Here is a 14,857-nt window from a genome sequence, read left to right as displayed (position 1 = left end):
TATGATCCCGGCGCGATCGTTACTCGCCGAGGCGGGGTCATGCACCAGCACGAGGTGGCAAATCGTGTCAGCATCGTTCCGGCCCGATATCGAAGGACTGCGCGCCTTGGCGGTGGCAGGCGTGATCGCCTTCCATTTCGGCTTCACCGGCCTGCCCGGCGGCTTCACCGGCGTCGACATCTTCTTCGTCATCTCGGGCTATCTGATCACAAAACACCTGCTTGCCGAAATCACCGAGACCGGGCGGCTGAACCTGTGGCGCTTCTACGCCAGGCGCGCCCGGCGGCTGTTGCCGGCGTCGCTGTTCGTCATCCTCGCCACGCTGGTGGCCGGCGCCTTCATCCTGTCGCCGGAGGAACAATCGCTCTATTCGAGGGGCGCCATGTTCGCCTCGGCCTACATGATCAATCTGTGGCTGATCCGCTGGTCGTTCGATTATTTCGCCGCCGATGCGGCCAGCAACCCGTTTGTCCATTTCTGGTCGCTGTCGGTGGAGGAGCAGTTCTATGTCGCCTGGCCGGCGCTGCTTGTGCTGGCGGCATGGCTGCGCCCCGGCAAGCGCGGCGCGATCCTGGTGATCGGCATTGCCGGCCTCGTCTCGTTCGCCGTCTGCGCGTGGCTCACCACGGTCTCGCAGCCCTGGGCCTTCTATTTCTCGCCGCTACGCGCCTGGGAGTTCGCCGCCGGCGGGCTGGCCAGCATGGTGCCGCAGCAAGTCTGGCAAAACCGCCCGCGGCTCGCCACGCCGCTGGCGTGGCTCGGCCTGGCGCTGATTGCCAGCGCCTATCTTTCCTTCAGCGACGAAACGCCCTTCCCGGGTTTCCTCGCCCTAGTGCCGGTGGCCGGCACCGTGCTGTTGCTGCTGGCGGGAGCGGCGCACGCGCAGCAGGAGAGCGCTAAGAAAAGCCCGATCGAGGCACTGGCGCTGCCGCCCCTGCAATGGATCGGCAAGCTCTCCTACTCGCTCTATCTCTGGCACTGGCCGGTGATCGTCTATGCCACGATGCTGACGCCCGAGCTTTCGCCGCTGCAGCGGCTCGGCTGCCTGGCGCTGACGCTGGCGCTGTCGGTCTTCACCTACCATGTCATCGAAAACCCGATCCGCCGCAATGGCTGGCTGATGGCCAGTGCGGCGCGGGCGCTGGTGCCGGCCCTCCTCCTGACCGGTACCGGCGTCGTCGCCGCTTATGCCAATGCCAGGCTCGCCGTCCACGATCTCGATCCTGCGCAGCGCAGCATTGCCGCCAGCGCCGCGCAGCCTTCCACGGCGCGCGCGGCCGGCTGTATTCTCTCCTTCGAGACAGTGCCGCCGAAGGCCTGCGTGTTCGGAAACAAGGACGCCGGGCGCTCGATTGCGCTTTTCGGCGATTCGCATGCCGACCACTGGTCGACGCCGCTGATCGAGGCGGCGGCCAAGAACAATTATCGCCTCGTCACCTATCTCAAATCGTCCTGCCGTGCCTCGCGGGTGACGACCTGGAACTGGCGGCTGAAGCGCGACTACACCGAATGCGACCAGTGGCGGGAGCAATCGGTCAAGGACATTATCGCGTTGCACCCGCACATGGTGGTGATCTCGGAATTTTCGATCGGCAATGTGATGAAGGAATCGCCCGAGGAACTGAAGCACGCCGATTGGAACGAGGAGTGGAAGACCGGCCTGCGCTGGACGCTGGCGGCATTCAGCCGGGCCGGGATCAAGGTCGCGGTAATCCGGGACGTTCCCTACAATGGAAGCTATGCCGACAAATGCGTGGCGCGGGCGTTGTGGCGCGGGCAGGTGCCTGAAGTCTGCGACACGCCGAGGGACGCGGCGGCGAACGACGACATCGCCGCGGCCGAGCGCGACGTCGTGCGCAGCGTGCCCGGCGCCACCTATGTCGACCTGACCAGCCAGTTCTGCGACGCCCAAACCTGCCACGTGTTCATCAACGGCCAACTCGCCTTCCGCGACCGGCACCACCTGGCGACGCCATTTGCTGAATCACTGGAGCCGCTCTTGGAGAAGGCGGTGTTTTAGGGGGCGGCGAGGTAGGGGGACCTGACGGCTGACGCTCAGTTGATGCGAGCTATGCCACAAACACATCCTCTCGATGGTGAGCGAGGTAAGCCTGCTGCGGCGGGGTGAAGGTGCTAGTGCGCCAGACGGCGGGGGCTTCGGCAAAGCCGAAACTCTGCATCACCAATTGCTCGAATCCGAGCCGCCGCAAATCAGTCTTGTCGACGCGCTGGGATATGAGGACCTGCCCGCTATCTTCAAAACTGATGAAGCCACGGTCAAAGAGGTGGTCGGCATCAGGCGTGAGGAGCAGCCCGTTCATGCCGTCCAAGCGCTCCTGCGCGGAAGCGCATAGGCGCCAAGGTTTGATGTGGCTTGCAATCAGCAACGAGGGATTGGTGACCCCTGTGAGTCGGCACGAGCGCTCCATGGCTTCGACATTGGAACGAAATTTACCTTGGCCGCGACGAGCTTGAATGACGCTCGTCTTTACAGTGTCCTCGAGTTGGAGGTCGTCTCGGATACGGCGCTCAACGACGTCCTCTAAAATTTCATTGACGACTTCGAAAGTGAGACTGTTTGCGCCACCACGCCTCAAAGCTTCGCGGTCGAAAGCTGTACCCGCGACAATTGTGTGAAACTACAAGCAGGGAGCCGACCTTATTGCCAGGTGTGACAGGCGGCGTAACTGCATCTTTCGGCGAGACGCCAAGAAGAGCGTAGGGCGACGATAGTCGCCCCCCCACCCCGCTTGCAAATCGCCCCCCAAATGCCATCTAGATCACAGGCGCACCGCCGGTGCGCCTTAGCCACGGAGCTTTCACTTGACGCAGCGAAGCGGCAGTGCGGACTTGCCGCTGCATGGCGGGCGGGTTCCGAAATGGCTGGGCGATCGCATGACGCGGCTGGGCGCGGTGCTGTGCGAGGCGATCATCCATCACTATGGCCGCGACGAGCTGTTGCGGCGGCTGGCGCATCCGTTCTGGTTCCAGTCTTTCGGCGCCGTCATGGGCATGGACTGGCACTCCTCGGGCATCACCACTTCGGTCGTCGGCGCGCTGAAGCGCGGGCTGAACCCGATGTCGCGCGAGCTCGGCATTCATGTCTGCGGCGGGCGCGGCGCGCATTCGCGCAAGACGCCGCAGGAGCTGACCGCGATCGGCGAACGCGTCGGCATCGATGGCGCGGCCCTCGCCACCGCCAGCCGCCTCGTCGCCAAGGTGGACAGCGCGGCGGTGCAGGACGGCTTCGACCTCTATCTGCACGGCTTCATCGTCACCGATGACAGCCGGTGGGTGGTGGTGCAGCAAGGCATGAATGGCGACAGCCGCCAGGCGCGGCGCTATCACTGGCTGTCGGAAGGGTTGACCAGCTTCGTTGACCAGCCACATGCGGCGATCGAAGGCGAGCGGCAGGGCGAGATCGTCAACCTCACCGACCATCGCGCCGAGCCGTCGCGGACCGGGCAGCTCGATTTGTTGAAGACCATGAGCCCGGAGCGGATCCTTGACGAGCTTGCCCTGCTGGAGCCGCCGCCGAAAGCGGCGCCCGCGAAACCGCCGGCGCAGCCGATGCTGCCCAATCTGGTGATGCCGGCGCATCATGACGTGCGCGAGAGCGACATCGTCATGCACCGGCTGCACGGCAACATTTCGGCCGCCATCGAAAGCGGGCCGGCCGATTTTCCCGAACTGCTGCTGGTACCCGGCGTCGGCGCGCGCACAGTGCGGGCGCTGGCCATGGTGGCGGAAGTGGTGCATGGCGCGCCCTGCCGCTTCTCCGATCCGGCGCGCTTCTCACTTGCCCATGGCGGCAAGGACCGGCATCCCTTCCCGGTGCCGCTGAAAGTCTATGACGAGACGATCGCGGTGCTGAAATCGGCCGTCGGCAAGGCCAAGCTCGGCCGCGAGGAAGAGCTCGGCGCGCTGAAGCGGCTGGATGGCGAGTCGCGTCGGCTGGAGCGCTACGTCACCGGGCCGAGCCTGAAGGAAATCGTCGCCGGCGAGTTCGATCAGTCGCATCTGCTGGGAGGGCGCAGTGTGTTCGGGTGGGAGGGGGCGGCGGAAGAAGAGCCGTTGAGGACGATCAAGAAAGGCGCTTGATGGCGGCCGGTTCGCGCCGCCCCTCATTTCCCTGCCGGGCGTTCGTCATTCGAAAAGCCAAGCAGTTGGCTTTTCGTCCGCTTTGCGGACCATTCCTCAACTCCCCGTATAGTGACGGGAGAAATATGCTGTCTTCGATGCTTTCGCCAATCGCCAACGTTGCAGGAAAAGCGCCGCCGTCGCGGCCAGCCCCTTCTCCCCGTTTACGGGGAGAAGATGGCGGCAGCCAGATGAGGGGCGGCGCGGCGCCTGAAAGTAATGGCTCGTTCAGCGACTCGCCAGTTTCAAGTTTGATTCACAAAACCTCTCTAAGCCACTGTCTTACAATGTTAACTTTTACGCGGCACCCTTCAACAGGTCTTCCGGCCGGCCCTCGACGAGCGCGGCAATATAGCTTTCCAGGCTGGTCGTGCCGCGCTCCGGGTTTTCCGGCTGCATCGGCTTGTCCAGCGTGGCCCCGGTCATGCGGGCATAGGACTTGGCCGTCGCTTTGGAGAAGCCGAGTTTTTCGTAGGTTTCTGTCCAGCGCTCCCGCGGCACCGTGACCACGCGCACGTTTTTGCGCAACGCCACACTGAAGGCTGCGGCGACATCGGCGGCGGAGTAGCGCCGAGGACCCTCGACATAGTGCGTGCCGGTCTTGTCGACCGGTTCCAGAAGACGCCTCGCCGCAGCCTCGCCGAGATCCTGCGGCGCCACCATCGGCAGCTCGAAATCCGCCGGGAAGAAGGAGGTGATGACGCCCTCGCGCCGTGCCGTCTCCAGGGCCTGATCCCAGTTGCTCATGTAATAGGCGGCGCGGTTGATGCTTGCCGGAATGGCCTTCGCCTTCAGCTTTTGCTCGAGGCCGTAAAGGACGGTGAGATCGCCGACACCCTCGCCGGCTTGCGCGCCATAGGTCGATTCCGCCACCACTTTTTCGAGGCCGGAGCCATCCAGCGCCGCCGCAATGGCGGAAACCGTCTTGCGCTCCTCGGCGTCGGTGTCGGTCGATGGATCGGCCGGCGGGTTGAGCAGAAACGCCCGCTTGCCGCGCCGCAAGACTTCACGCAGCCCCTCGACATCGAGCACATCGGCAACCGCGGCCTCCGCGCCCTGTTCAACCAACCATGCGGCCTTCGCCTCGTCGCGCGTCACCACCGTGACATCCTCGCCCTGCCGCAACAGCGCCATTGCCGCCGCCGAGCCGACATGGCCGGTACCTCCAAGAATGACATGCATGGTCTCGTCCTTCCCTTGCTGATTCATGCCGGATTAATGGCTGGGGCGGCGAAGGGTTCAAAAATCGGGGGATGATGCTGACAGGAGGTGACGCCGGCCTTCCTCGCAATGCACAGCGCAGGGGTCGTTCGCATCTTGCAAAATTATGGAACGAGGTCGTGCCCAGCGAGTTATATTAGCGCAACCTTGAATAGGAGGCAGCTATGAGAAAGCTCCTGCTTGCTTCGGCTATCGCTATCACTGCGGCGGCGGCGATGATCGCCCCGGCGAATGCCGGCGGGCGCGTCGTGATCGGCATCGGCAACGGCTACTATGACGATGACTACAATAACAGCTATGGCGACTATTACGATCGCTACGCTCCTCGCCCCTACTACCAGTATGATGCCTACGATAACGGCTTCAGGTACCACAGGTATCACAGGCATCATCGCCATTGCCGCATAGAGTTGGTCAAGCATTGGCGCCATCATCACAGGATCGTCGAGGAAATTCGCGTTTGCGAACGGTGATCCGATAGGGTGAAACCGGTTCGGCCGGCATCTGCCGGCCGGCCGCTTCACTACGCGGCTGCCGGCCTTATCGCGGCTTCCGCATCATCATCATCCCGTAATCAACGGCCAAAAGGTCGAGCCCGACCTTCAACAGCTTCACCACCACATCTCGTCCCTCGCCGGTGCGTTCGGCGAGCGCCTTCACCGACTGGCCTTCGAGGCAGATTTTGCGAACCACCTCCGCCACTTCCCAGTGGGCCATGGCGGCGATGGCATGGGTGTGGGCGCGGCCGGCGTTGAGCACGCGGTCGGGGATGCCGCCATTGATGCGGCCGCCGTCGATGCGCTCTTCCCACGGCATCGGCCGCAGCCCGTCACGCGAGGCGCGCTCGAAATCGTCGCGAAACCGCTGGCCGGCCTCGCGCTGCTGGCGGGTCAGCGAGGTGATGCCGACCAGCGGATCGACATTGCGCACCCGCACGATGCCGCCGGTCGCGGTGTAGCCGTCATTGGAGACCTCGTAGACGCGCCGCGCCTCTTCGGTGCCGACGCTCAACCGCTTGCGGCCGAAGCGATCGTCCTTCAGCGCGAAATCATGGCCGATCTCGCGGCGGATGCGCACCTGCTCGACTTCGCCCGCCGGCAGCTTCGGCGGTTTGGCTTTCTGCGCGGTTTTTTTGCTCATGGCGTGGTCCTTGTGGAGATTGGGTTGTTGAGCCGGAAGGTTGGCGTTCCTTCGCGCCCCCCTCTGCCCTGCCGGGCATCTCCCCCACTTGGGGGGAGATTGGCAGTTTCGGCGGCTGCGCCTCTGCAACGTTGGCAATTGGCGAAATCGGCGGCGATATCCGATCGCCCCCCTCGTGGGGGTTGAGGAGTGGTCCGCGAAGCGGACGGAAAGCCAATTGCTTGGCTTTCCGAGCGACGAACGTCCGGCAGGACAGAGGGGGGCGCTGTCCCGCCGGCTTTCGATCATTGGTGGGGTCGTCCGGAGGCGAGGAACGGAGCCCAGCCGCTCACACCACCTCCGCCACAGGTCGGTGGAAACGCGTCTGATGATATTCGCAGTAGCTTTTCAGCGCCCTTGTACGCAGGCCGCAGCACAGCATCTCGAGCCCCGGCCGACTGCCGGGAGCATCGTTGTCGGGGTCTTCCTCCAGCGTCAGGTCGAGCGGCGCGCGGCAGCGGTCGAACAGGCAGTCGATGAAGCGCATGGCGGCGACATGCGGCTGACGCCCGAGCGAGGCAGGGCGCGGCGCCGGCACATTGAAGCGATAGACTTCGCCGTCCACCACCAGCCGTCCTTCGCCCGGGATCGAGGGCGCCGGACGGGCTGGCAACAATGGCCTGGCCGGCGTGTGTCTGGCTTGCCTGGCGACCGGTGTGGCCGGTGCGGCCGGCTTCGAAACTTCAGGCCGCCTTGCCGGCTTGCTCGGCTGAACGGGCAGGATCTTCCCTGCCGTGTTCTCGTTGGCTGCAGCCGGCGCCGTCGCATTCTTCCTCGGTCGGCCGCCGGACCTGCCGCCTCTGGGGTTGGCGAAGCCGATGGTCTTCAACGCGCTGTTGCGGTGGACGATGCCGATGATGGCATTGCGCGAGACCGGACTGCCGCGCAGCGCCGTGAAGCGGACGGCGATCCCTGTGGCCGACAGGCCATCCCTCAGCCAGACGGCGATCTCCTGCAATTCGGTCTCGGTATAGGCAGTCATGTCGGTATCCATTGATTGCGCGCGCAAAGGCGGAGCGCCGGCCCGAGGGCCTACGGGAAAAAATCAGAGCGGATGGTCGGTGCGGTCAGCCGATACTGGCGGCCGGCAGCGCGCTGGCGAGATGCCGCAAGGCGGCTTCGGCGGCCGCTTTGGTGAGGGCGGAAACCGCCCTGCCCGTCAGCCGGTCGAACAGGATGACGGTGCCGTCTTCCGTGCGGATGCAGGAGATGCCCTGCCCGCCGGAAACAGCCCTTGGCGCACTGGCGGCGCCATGGGCCGAAGAGGTGGCCGGAGCCGGGAGAGGAGCGGCTCCGGCCGTTCCGGTCGATCGGGGGAACGACGGTTCGACCGGATCCGGGGCAAGAGCCCCGGTTTGCGTCCGGACCGGGGAGGAGGACAGCCCGGACGATGGGAGAAAGCTGACGATGTCTGCGGAAACGCTTGCGGTTTGTTCGATCATGCGCTAAGCGTACGATATGTACGAAACGTACGCAAGCGAAATCGTACGTGTTGGACGATAAATTTCAGGCAGTTTGTACGATGCAGGAACCGAGGCATAGATTGCAGCAGGCACGGGCGGAGGCGGGTTATGCCTCGCCGAGCGACGCGGCGCGGGCATTGCGCGACATCAACAAGAACACGCTGATCAGTCACGAGAACGGTAACCGGCCGCTGTCGCGCAAGGCGGCGGAGAAATACGGTCGTCTGTTCGGCGTCGATCCCGGCTGGCTCTTGTTCAACGGCGATGGCGGCGGCCTTTCGGGTGGCCATTTCGGCTTTGACGAGTCGGGCCGGCAGATCCCGATGCCGTCGCTGGCCACCGTCGATGTGCCCATCGTCTCGTGGATCAGCGCCGGCGAACTCGGCAGCCAGGACATGGTGGTCAATCTCAGCGACTATCCGACCATCCCCACCACCGATCTGGAGCAGGGCCAATGGATTGCTCTGCGCGTCGACGGCCCGTCGATGAACAAGATCTCGCCACCGGATTCGATCATCTTCGTCAACCTCAGGGACAAGCGGCTGGTGACCAATGGCTGCTACGTCATTTCGGACGAATCCGGCCACGCCACCTACAAGCGTTACCGCCCCAACGAGAACCCGCCCTTCCAGCCGGCCTCCTACATGGACATCCCGCCGCCGGCGCTCGAAGGCGCCATCACCATCATCGGCCGGGTGAAGCGCTCGATGATCGATATGTGAGGGAGAAGGCGGTGAGGCGCAATCTCCCGCCTCGAGGGGGAGATGGCCGGCAGGCCAGAGGGGGTCGCCGCGCGTAAGGCGCTGACGTCCTCTGTCCGCGATAGGAAGTCGCGTCAGGACGTACCGACCCCCTCTGTCGCCTTCGGCGACATCTCCCCCTCGAGGGGGGAGATTACGCGCCCAAAAACTCGTTCGTAAAATACCCCCCGAAATCCGGCTTCTCCTTCAGAACCTTGCCATCGCCATCGAGCAATATGCCGGCCCTGAAGAGGTAGGTTCCGATCGCCTCGATCTTGGCCCTGGCGATGGTGCCGATGACGCCGTCCTGGCTGCGCAAGAAGTGTCCGTCGACCAGCATTTTCAGCGAAGCGTGGATCAGCGCCGGGTCGGTCAGCGCATCCCTGTTGGAAGCGATCAGCAGATCGCCGGCTTCCTGCGGGTGATCGCAGGCAAATTGGTAGCCGCGCCGCGTTGCCTCGACGAAGGCCGATGCGGCCTTCGGGTTTGCCTGGAGATATGCATTGCTGGAGGCGATCAAGGTGGTGTGCTCGTCGGGCACGCCGTAGTCGGCGTAGCGGAAGCCGCGCTGCCTGACGCCTTTCAACTCGGCAGCGACGCCTTCCCAGGTCGAGACCTCCAGCGTGAAGTCGACCGAGCCGTTGGCCAGCGCCTCATAGGCCGAGGTGCCTAATGTCACCGTCTCGAAAACGCCCTTGCCGCCATCGTGGCGGATGATGGTCGAGATCAGCGTGTTTTCCCAGGCGCTGCCGAAGCCGCCATAGGTCAGACCGTCGAGATTCCTGGGACTCTTGATCTCGCCGCGATCCGCGTTGAAGACCAACCGGCCGGTCTCCTGCTGGACCACGGCGTAGACCGCCTTGAGATCGGCGCCGGCAGCCCGCTGGGTGAACAGGCCGACGCCGGCAATGCCGAAATCGGCGATGCGGTTGGCGACCAGCGTGCCGGCGCCAGTATCGCCATAGGGCAGGATCTCAACATCGAGCCCGGCCTCGTGGTAGAACCCTTTGTCGCGGGCAACGAACAGGCCGACATGGTTGGTGTTGACCGTCCAGTCGAGCGCGACGGTGATTTTTTGCGTAGCCGCATGAGCGCGAGAGGCAAGCGGCAGTCCGGCAGCCAGCGTCAGCAGCAAAGCCTGCCGGCGTGTGAATTCGGTCATGAAAAACTCCTTTGAGCGGTCTGCGGGAACGAGGGCCGGTCAGTCCCGGGATTGAGCAGCGTGTCGAGGATGTCGGCTTCGAGCGCGGCGGCCTGGCGCGCGGCATCGCTGCCGGTGGTGCGCGGGCGCGGCAGCGGCACGGCAATCTCGCCGATGATGCGGGCCGGCCGCGCCGACATCAGATAGATGCGATCGGAGAGGTAGACGGCTTCGCGCACGTCATGGGTGATCAGCAGCGCCGTCCAGCGGTGGCGCTGCCACATGCCTTCCAGCCAGCGCTGCATACCCGCGCGGGTCAGTGCATCCAGCGCGCCAAAGGGCTCGTCGAGCAGCAGCATGTCGCGCTGCTGCACCACGGTGCGCAAAAGGGCGGCGCGCTGGCGCATGCCGCCGGAAAGCTCGGCCGGCCAGGCGCGCTCGAAACCGGCAAGGCCGAACTCAGCGAACAACGGCGCGACGCGTTCGCGCGCCGCCTTGCGGCCAAGACCCTGCACTTCCAGCCCCAGCGTCACATTGTCGATGACGCGCCGCCACGGCATCAGCGCGTCGCGCTGCGGCATGAAGGCGAAGGGGCTGCCCTGCAATGGCGCGCCGTCGAAGCGCATGTCGCCCTCGCCTTTCAGCGCACCGGTCAGCAACTGGAACAGCGTCGACTTGCCGGCGCCGGAAGGGCCGAGGATGGAGACGAACTCGCCGGCCGCGACATGAAGCGAAATGCCGGCGAGCACCTCAAGCGCGCCGAAGTTCTTCCTGATGTCCCGGAGTTCGAGCCGCGTCATTGACGGTTCTCTTCTGCAGCTTCAACCTTGCCGTCGCGGCTTTCGCTCCCTGCATTCTCCCAAGGCATGGCGAAGCGCTGGACGAGCACCGCAATGGCGAACAAGACAAGCGTGAGCGCGGCGCTGACGGCGACCGCGGCGAGCACCAGATCGGGCCGAAAGTTGTTCTTGGCATTGAGCATGTAGATGCCCAGCCCCTTCGCCGCCCCCGCATATTCGGCGAAGATCGCGCCGACGACGGCGTAGGTGATGGAGATGCGCAGCCCGGCGAAGAAATAGGGCAGCGCCGAAGGCAGGCGCGCCAGCCAGAAGATGCGCCAGCGCCCTGCCCCCATGGTGGCGAGCATCTGCGAAATCGCCTTGCTGGTCGCGGCAAAACCCTCGACCAGCGCCACCATCATCGGGAAGAAGGTAACGAGCGCCACAAGCAAGATTTTTGGCATCAGCCCGAAGCCGAACCACAGTACGATGAGCGGCGCAATCGCGACCAGCGGCAAGGTCTGGCTGACAATCAGCAGCGGAAACAGCGCGCGGCGCAGCGGGGCCAAGAAATCGACCAGCGCCGAAAGCACGAAGGCAGCGACCAACGAGCAGGCGAAGCCGGCTGATGTGGCGCGGATGGTGGGCAGCGTGTTGTCGGCAAGGGCAGCGCGATGCTCCCAGGCCTGCTGCAGCACGCGCGACGGCGCCGGCAGCATGGTGGGCGCAGCGCCACCATAGCGGGCGTAGAGCTCCCACGCCGCGAGGAGCAGGGCGGAGGCGCAGGCGGCGGGGATGGTCTTGGCGATGGCTGCGGCTAATCTCCCCCCTCGAGGGGGAGATGTCGCCGAAGGCGACAGAGGGGGTCGTCTCGCATAGAGCGCCCACGCCTTGCCGATGCGAAAAGGACGTCGGCGCTCCACGCGCTGGGACCCCCTCTGGCCTGCCGGCCATCTCCTGCTCGAGGGGGGAGATTCGTGGGCATCGCGGTCTTCGCCAATCGCCAATGGCTCCCCTCCTCTCTGTGCTGAGGTGTCAGAGGCATCTCCTCCACGCAATGGGTCAGATAAACCAGCCACGGCAATATCCTCAAGGAACGACGCTTGAGCCGCGGCTCAGACGGCGCTCGGGCTGTTCGCCGAGATCGTGATGTCGAGGGTGACGTGGCCGGCGCCGGGGCCGAAGCGGCAGAAGGCCTCGTTGAGCGTGGCAAACACCGCACCGGCATCGCCACGCAATTTGGTGCAGAAGTTCTTTGAGCGCTCAAAGACGCCGGACTGTTTCAGGAAATCGATGCAGCCGTAGATCTCGTCCATATGGTCGCCCGTGCCCATGACGTAGAGCGAGAACTGCGCCGCCACCGGCTGGCCGGTCGACGGCGTGGCCTGGACAGCGCGGATCGCGGCGATCTTGCGCTCGTCCAGCGGAATGGCGGGGCCGCCGGTCTCGTCGGAGCGGCAGATCGGATCGTCGGGCTCGCCCGGACAGCCGCGCGAGACCGCCGCCGAAAGCACGCAGTGCTTGCCGCTTTTGGCCGCCGCGACGAACAGGTCGCGCATGGCGGGAAACAGCACCTCGGGCGGCCCGACCATAAGCGTCGAGATGTCGTCGGTTTCGATCCGCAGCCGGTCGCGCCACGGATCGAGCGCGCCGAGCGCGCCAAGGATGACGCCGACGAAATCGTCGGTCATGGGATAAAGGGAAATCTGTGCGCCTGAAAACATCGCCCGCCTCGCTCCGCTGGTATTATCCAGATCAGCTTTAGGGTCCGAAGGCTTGCCGCCCTCATCTCAGCCCCGACCATACGGAGCACCCCTGTGGATGAGCGGGTTAAAGCATTGTTCGCGACATTGGGGAAGCCGTTTGTTGAAGGCACTGCGGCAAAGTGTTTTGGGCCAGACGGGCCGGGCGCCCGGGCGTTCAGAGCGACTCGTCAGTTCGTTGCGTTATGAGATTTCCACGAATTTCTTATAACTGCGTTGAAATTCAAGCTGATAAACGTAATTACAAGAAAACGGCAGAGCCTCCGCGCAGCCCTTACGGTTTCTGCATTTCCTTATCCGCGACCCCATCCGAACTGTGCTGCTGCGTCGCTAGGGCTTGCCTGTGCTGGTCCCCTCGCCCCAGCGCTACGCCATCCACAAGCTGATCGTCGCCTCGCGACTCGGGCCGAGCGCTGGCCAAGCGGGAGAAGGATCTCCATCAAGCGCGCCTGCTGACCCAAGCGCTCGAAGCCACGCGTCGCCAGGACGACCTTGCCTTCGCCTTCATGGACGCGTGGGACAAGGGCGAAAACTGGCGCGAGACGATCCGGCGCGGCCTGAACCTGTTCGACGCCGACACGAGGGAAACAGTCAACACCATCCTGGGAAAATCCCTCCGCGAAATTGGTGCGAGTCCTGAAGGATTCACGATGCGTGATTAGCTGAAGCGACCGCTGCTATATTCATTGTCATCGTCCCAACTGTACGAAATTGGCTTGACGCTCGTTCGTACATAAAGTACGATATCTCTTTTCGCAGAGAGGAATGTCCTTGAGCACAGCGAACCATGTTGCCTTCGCCGATCTCTCTCGTCCTTTGCTGTCACCCCCGTCATTGCCGCCGCCTTTGTTGCCGCCGCCTTTATTGCCGCCCCCTTTGTTGCCCTTGTCATTCGATCAGTGCGAACGCCTCGCCGGGGCCTGGCGAATGGCCAGCCAGGACATCGCCGACGACATCCGCTTCATCCGCCAATATCTGAAAGTCGTTGCCGAGAAGGACGAGAGGCTGTCGACCGGCACCCTTGTTCACAGCCGCGCCTATGTCGAGGCCTGCGCCGGCTGGCTGCCACAGACTGTAGCGCGGTATCTGCGCCACCTGCGCCAGATCACCGAATGCGAACTGGCCATGACAGCTGCCGGGATTCGCTTTGCGCTGTCGAGTTATGCCTGGGAGGCATGAGGGCGCCTGTCGCCAAACACAAGGAATTGCGCTGCCCGTCGCAGGCGCAATTCGTCAGGTTGAGAGGCTCGGGCGCGCCTGAACGGCGGGCGCCAAGGATGGCCCGGCCAGCTAATTCCGGCCTTGCTTTATTTCGACTGGCCTTGTTTCAACTTGGCCTTATTTCGATTTGGCTTTGCCGGACTTTGCGGCGGCAGGCTTCGCTGCCTTTGACTTGGCGGCTGCCTTGGCGGGCTTGGCGTCAGCTTTCTTCGCCGCCTTTTTTGGCTTGGCGACCGCGCCATCGACTTCAGCCGTGGCCTGCTCCCAGTGTTCCTGATGCGCGCCTTCAGGCCGGCCGGCCTTTTCCCAAATCTCGTGCGCGCGCTGGCGAATGCGGTCCTGTTTGTCGTCCGTCACTTAAGCCTCCGTGGTTGGGTCCGGTCGGTTGGTCCAGATTCCACGAAAACATTAGCCGAAAATTCGGCCGGCGTCTTGAGTGACGAGACATCTCAGCGCGGGTCGGAAATCACCGCAACGCCGAGCAGCGCCGCTTTCTTGACGATCAGCCCCGCGAGGTCGGCATCCGAACGATCGGTGCCGGTGCGCTCCCGCAGGAGCGCGATCGCTTCCTTCATCGATAACAGCGCCGTGTTGCGCTCGGCCAGCAACTTGTCGCAACACGCCGCAACATTGGCGGAGTTCGGGGTCTCGACATGCGGCAACATGGCAATTCTCCTTTCATCATGTTCGTCATTCGGCCCTGCCGCCCTTTTGGGAAGAACGACAGGGCCGTATCACCGATGAATGGTTAGGTTGTCGAGCGTTACTCGACCACCTCGACAATCCTGCGCGTGCTGGGGTCGACCAACACGGTATGGTTGTCGACGACGGCGTATCTGTACTGAACGTCGGGAACCTCCTGCAGCTCGACAGTGTCAGGCAAGGCAGTGCCGACATTCAATTCGACGCCGAGCAGATTGACCGAGGCAAGCGGATGTTTCTTTACGTACTGGTGCACGACCGTGCGCTGTTCCGGGGTGATGATCACCTGCTGCTGTGCCGGCTGCGTGACGATGACCTCGTCGGCGGCGGCAATGCCGATACCAGCGATCATGGCGAGCCCGGCGACGGCGGGAATAAGGATGGTTTTCATCTTCGTCTCCTGTCGTTGTTGGCGAGCTCCGCCGTGTTCCCGCATGAGGCGAAAACAGCGCAGATCGAGGTGGCGGGCTCCTGGAGGCAAACGCAGCCGGTACGGTCTTGTTCCGCA

18 protein-coding genes and 1 riboswitch are annotated in these 14,857 nt (G+C 64.0%); of the genes, 6 read left to right on the top strand and 12 right to left on the bottom strand.

The annotated features are described in order from the left end of the window. Positions 1-64: 64 nt before the first annotated feature. Complete coding sequence (locus NKJ76_RS19615; RefSeq protein WP_352538148.1) at positions 65-2,020, top strand: acyltransferase family protein; 1,956 nt, start codon at positions 65-67, stop codon at positions 2,018-2,020. Between the two features lie 49 nt (positions 2,021-2,069). On the opposite strand, the gene NKJ76_RS19610 is transcribed toward NKJ76_RS19615, so the two are convergent. Beyond that, complete coding sequence (locus NKJ76_RS19610) at positions 2,070-2,429, bottom strand: HNH endonuclease (protein WP_352538172.1); 360 nt, start codon at positions 2,427-2,429, stop codon at positions 2,070-2,072. A 394-nt stretch (positions 2,430-2,823) separates the two neighbouring features. On the opposite strand from NKJ76_RS19610, the gene NKJ76_RS19605 reads away from it, so the two are divergent. Beyond that, positions 2,824-4,101: a DUF763 domain-containing protein gene (locus NKJ76_RS19605; RefSeq protein ID WP_352538147.1), complete on the top strand. Its 1,278-nt coding sequence runs from the start codon at positions 2,824-2,826 to the stop codon at positions 4,099-4,101. Positions 4,102-4,437: 336 nt separating this feature from the next. On the opposite strand, the gene NKJ76_RS19600 is transcribed toward NKJ76_RS19605, so the two are convergent. Then, positions 4,438-5,322 (bottom strand): NmrA family NAD(P)-binding protein, encoded by an 885-nt coding sequence (locus tag NKJ76_RS19600; protein WP_352538146.1) that lies wholly within the window; start codon positions 5,320-5,322, stop codon positions 4,438-4,440. Between the two features lie 203 nt (positions 5,323-5,525). Here NKJ76_RS19600 and NKJ76_RS19595 point away from each other — a divergent pair, with 203 nt between their 5' ends. Then, positions 5,526-5,834 carry a hypothetical protein gene (locus tag NKJ76_RS19595; protein WP_352538145.1) on the top strand — a complete coding sequence of 103 codons (309 nt, stop codon included), beginning with the start codon at positions 5,526-5,528 and terminating at the stop codon, positions 5,832-5,834. Between the two features lie 67 nt (positions 5,835-5,901). Here NKJ76_RS19595 and NKJ76_RS19590 read toward each other — a convergent pair whose 3' ends face one another. The 3 genes from NKJ76_RS19590 to NKJ76_RS19580 form a co-directional block, all read right to left on the bottom strand. Beyond that, complete coding sequence (locus NKJ76_RS19590) at positions 5,902-6,501, bottom strand: DUF6456 domain-containing protein (RefSeq protein ID WP_352538144.1); 600 nt, start codon at positions 6,499-6,501, stop codon at positions 5,902-5,904. A 328-nt stretch (positions 6,502-6,829) separates the two neighbouring features. Continuing rightward, entirely contained in the window at positions 6,830-7,522 is a 693-nt protein-coding gene (locus NKJ76_RS19585) for a GcrA cell cycle regulator (protein WP_023742383.1), read from the bottom strand. Positions 7,523-7,607: 85 nt separating this feature from the next. Next, positions 7,608-7,982 carry a hypothetical protein gene (locus NKJ76_RS19580; protein ID WP_023742382.1) on the bottom strand — a complete coding sequence of 125 codons (375 nt, stop codon included), beginning with the start codon at positions 7,980-7,982 and terminating at the stop codon, positions 7,608-7,610. 80 nt (positions 7,983-8,062) lie between these two features. On the opposite strand from NKJ76_RS19580, the gene NKJ76_RS19575 reads away from it, so the two are divergent. Beyond that, entirely contained in the window at positions 8,063-8,725 is a 663-nt protein-coding gene (locus NKJ76_RS19575) for a LexA family transcriptional regulator (protein ID WP_023742381.1), read from the top strand. 172 nt (positions 8,726-8,897) lie between these two features. On the opposite strand, the gene NKJ76_RS19570 is transcribed toward NKJ76_RS19575, so the two are convergent. From NKJ76_RS19570 to NKJ76_RS19555, 4 genes are all read right to left on the bottom strand, one after another. Beyond that, the gene (locus tag NKJ76_RS19570) at positions 8,898-9,905 is read right to left on the bottom strand and encodes an ABC transporter substrate-binding protein (RefSeq protein WP_023693858.1); all 1,008 of its coding nucleotides are present in this window, start codon (positions 9,903-9,905) and stop codon (positions 8,898-8,900) included. Then, entirely contained in the window at positions 9,902-10,684 is a 783-nt protein-coding gene (locus NKJ76_RS19565) for an ABC transporter ATP-binding protein (RefSeq protein WP_023693859.1), read from the bottom strand. The genes NKJ76_RS19570 and NKJ76_RS19565 overlap by 4 nt, the downstream gene beginning before the upstream one ends. Further along, positions 10,681-11,523, bottom strand: a complete 843-nt coding sequence (locus NKJ76_RS19560) for an ABC transporter permease (protein WP_023689011.1) — start codon at positions 11,521-11,523, stop codon at positions 10,681-10,683. Before NKJ76_RS19560 ends, NKJ76_RS19565 begins: the two co-directional genes overlap by 4 nt. Before the next feature lie 255 nt (positions 11,524-11,778). Continuing rightward, a complete protein-coding gene (locus tag NKJ76_RS19555; RefSeq protein WP_023670364.1) occupies positions 11,779-12,387 on the bottom strand; it encodes a YkoF family thiamine/hydroxymethylpyrimidine-binding protein in 609 nt (202 codons plus the stop codon). Then, positions 12,378-12,490, bottom strand: a riboswitch (TPP riboswitch). (Overlaps the previous gene by 10 nt.) 442 nt (positions 12,491-12,932) lie before the next feature. Between NKJ76_RS19555 and NKJ76_RS19550 the strand changes: the two genes are divergently transcribed. Both NKJ76_RS19550 and NKJ76_RS19545 read left to right on the top strand, forming a co-directional pair. Further along, on the top strand, positions 12,933-13,088 hold the full coding sequence (locus tag NKJ76_RS19550; protein WP_352538143.1) for a hypothetical protein: 156 nt from the start codon (positions 12,933-12,935) through the stop codon (positions 13,086-13,088). Positions 13,089-13,353: 265 nt separating this feature from the next. Next, positions 13,354-13,605 (top strand): hypothetical protein, encoded by a 252-nt coding sequence (locus NKJ76_RS19545; protein WP_023740110.1) that lies wholly within the window; start codon positions 13,354-13,356, stop codon positions 13,603-13,605. Positions 13,606-13,764: 159 nt separating this feature from the next. Here the strand turns inward: NKJ76_RS19545 and NKJ76_RS19540 are convergent, their stop codons facing one another. From NKJ76_RS19540 to NKJ76_RS19530, 3 genes are all read right to left on the bottom strand, one after another. Beyond that, positions 13,765-14,004: a DUF2934 domain-containing protein gene (locus tag NKJ76_RS19540; RefSeq protein ID WP_023740111.1), complete on the bottom strand. Its 240-nt coding sequence runs from the start codon at positions 14,002-14,004 to the stop codon at positions 13,765-13,767. A 92-nt stretch (positions 14,005-14,096) separates the two neighbouring features. After that, positions 14,097-14,312 (bottom strand): hypothetical protein, encoded by a 216-nt coding sequence (locus tag NKJ76_RS19535; RefSeq protein ID WP_023670360.1) that lies wholly within the window; start codon positions 14,310-14,312, stop codon positions 14,097-14,099. A gap of 98 nt (positions 14,313-14,410) precedes the next feature. Further along, a complete protein-coding gene (locus tag NKJ76_RS19530) occupies positions 14,411-14,740 on the bottom strand; it encodes a DUF1236 domain-containing protein (protein ID WP_023670359.1) in 330 nt (109 codons plus the stop codon). Positions 14,741-14,857 lie beyond the last annotated feature (117 nt).

The organism is Mesorhizobium sp. M0029, assembly GCF_040323735.1.
GTDB lineage: Bacteria > Pseudomonadota > Alphaproteobacteria > Rhizobiales > Rhizobiaceae > Mesorhizobium.
Note: the sequence above shows the minus strand (reverse complement) of the source record. Positions and strands in the feature narration are given on the sequence as shown.

What these genes read in the sequence shown, in the direction of transcription:
- NKJ76_RS19590 (WP_352538144.1), bottom strand. Translation starts at nt 6,501, where the DNA reads ATGAGCAAAAAAACCGCGCAGAAAGCCAAACCGCCGAAGCTGCCGGCG.
- NKJ76_RS19595 (WP_352538145.1), top strand. Translation starts at nt 5,526, where the DNA reads ATGAGAAAGCTCCTGCTTGCTTCGGCTATCGCTATCACTGCGGCGGCG.
- NKJ76_RS19570 (WP_023693858.1), bottom strand. Translation starts at nt 9,905, where the DNA reads ATGACCGAATTCACACGCCGGCAGGCTTTGCTGCTGACGCTGGCTGCC.
- NKJ76_RS19610 (WP_352538172.1), bottom strand. Translation starts at nt 2,429, where the DNA reads ATGGAGCGCTCGTGCCGACTCACAGGGGTCACCAATCCCTCGTTGCTG.
- NKJ76_RS19585 (WP_023742383.1), bottom strand. Translation starts at nt 7,522, where the DNA reads ATGACTGCCTATACCGAGACCGAATTGCAGGAGATCGCCGTCTGGCTG.
- NKJ76_RS19550 (WP_352538143.1), top strand. Translation starts at nt 12,933, where the DNA reads ATGGACGCGTGGGACAAGGGCGAAAACTGGCGCGAGACGATCCGGCGC.
- NKJ76_RS19545 (WP_023740110.1), top strand. Translation starts at nt 13,354, where the DNA reads ATGGCCAGCCAGGACATCGCCGACGACATCCGCTTCATCCGCCAATAT.
- NKJ76_RS19535 (WP_023670360.1), bottom strand. Translation starts at nt 14,312, where the DNA reads ATGTTGCCGCATGTCGAGACCCCGAACTCCGCCAATGTTGCGGCGTGT.
- NKJ76_RS19580 (WP_023742382.1), bottom strand. Translation starts at nt 7,982, where the DNA reads ATGATCGAACAAACCGCAAGCGTTTCCGCAGACATCGTCAGCTTTCTC.
- NKJ76_RS19530 (WP_023670359.1), bottom strand. Translation starts at nt 14,740, where the DNA reads ATGAAAACCATCCTTATTCCCGCCGTCGCCGGGCTCGCCATGATCGCT.
- NKJ76_RS19565 (WP_023693859.1), bottom strand. Translation starts at nt 10,684, where the DNA reads ATGACGCGGCTCGAACTCCGGGACATCAGGAAGAACTTCGGCGCGCTT.
- NKJ76_RS19555 (WP_023670364.1), bottom strand. Translation starts at nt 12,387, where the DNA reads ATGTTTTCAGGCGCACAGATTTCCCTTTATCCCATGACCGACGATTTC.
- NKJ76_RS19575 (WP_023742381.1), top strand. Translation starts at nt 8,063, where the DNA reads ATGCAGGAACCGAGGCATAGATTGCAGCAGGCACGGGCGGAGGCGGGT.
- NKJ76_RS19600 (WP_352538146.1), bottom strand. Translation starts at nt 5,322, where the DNA reads ATGCATGTCATTCTTGGAGGTACCGGCCATGTCGGCTCGGCGGCGGCA.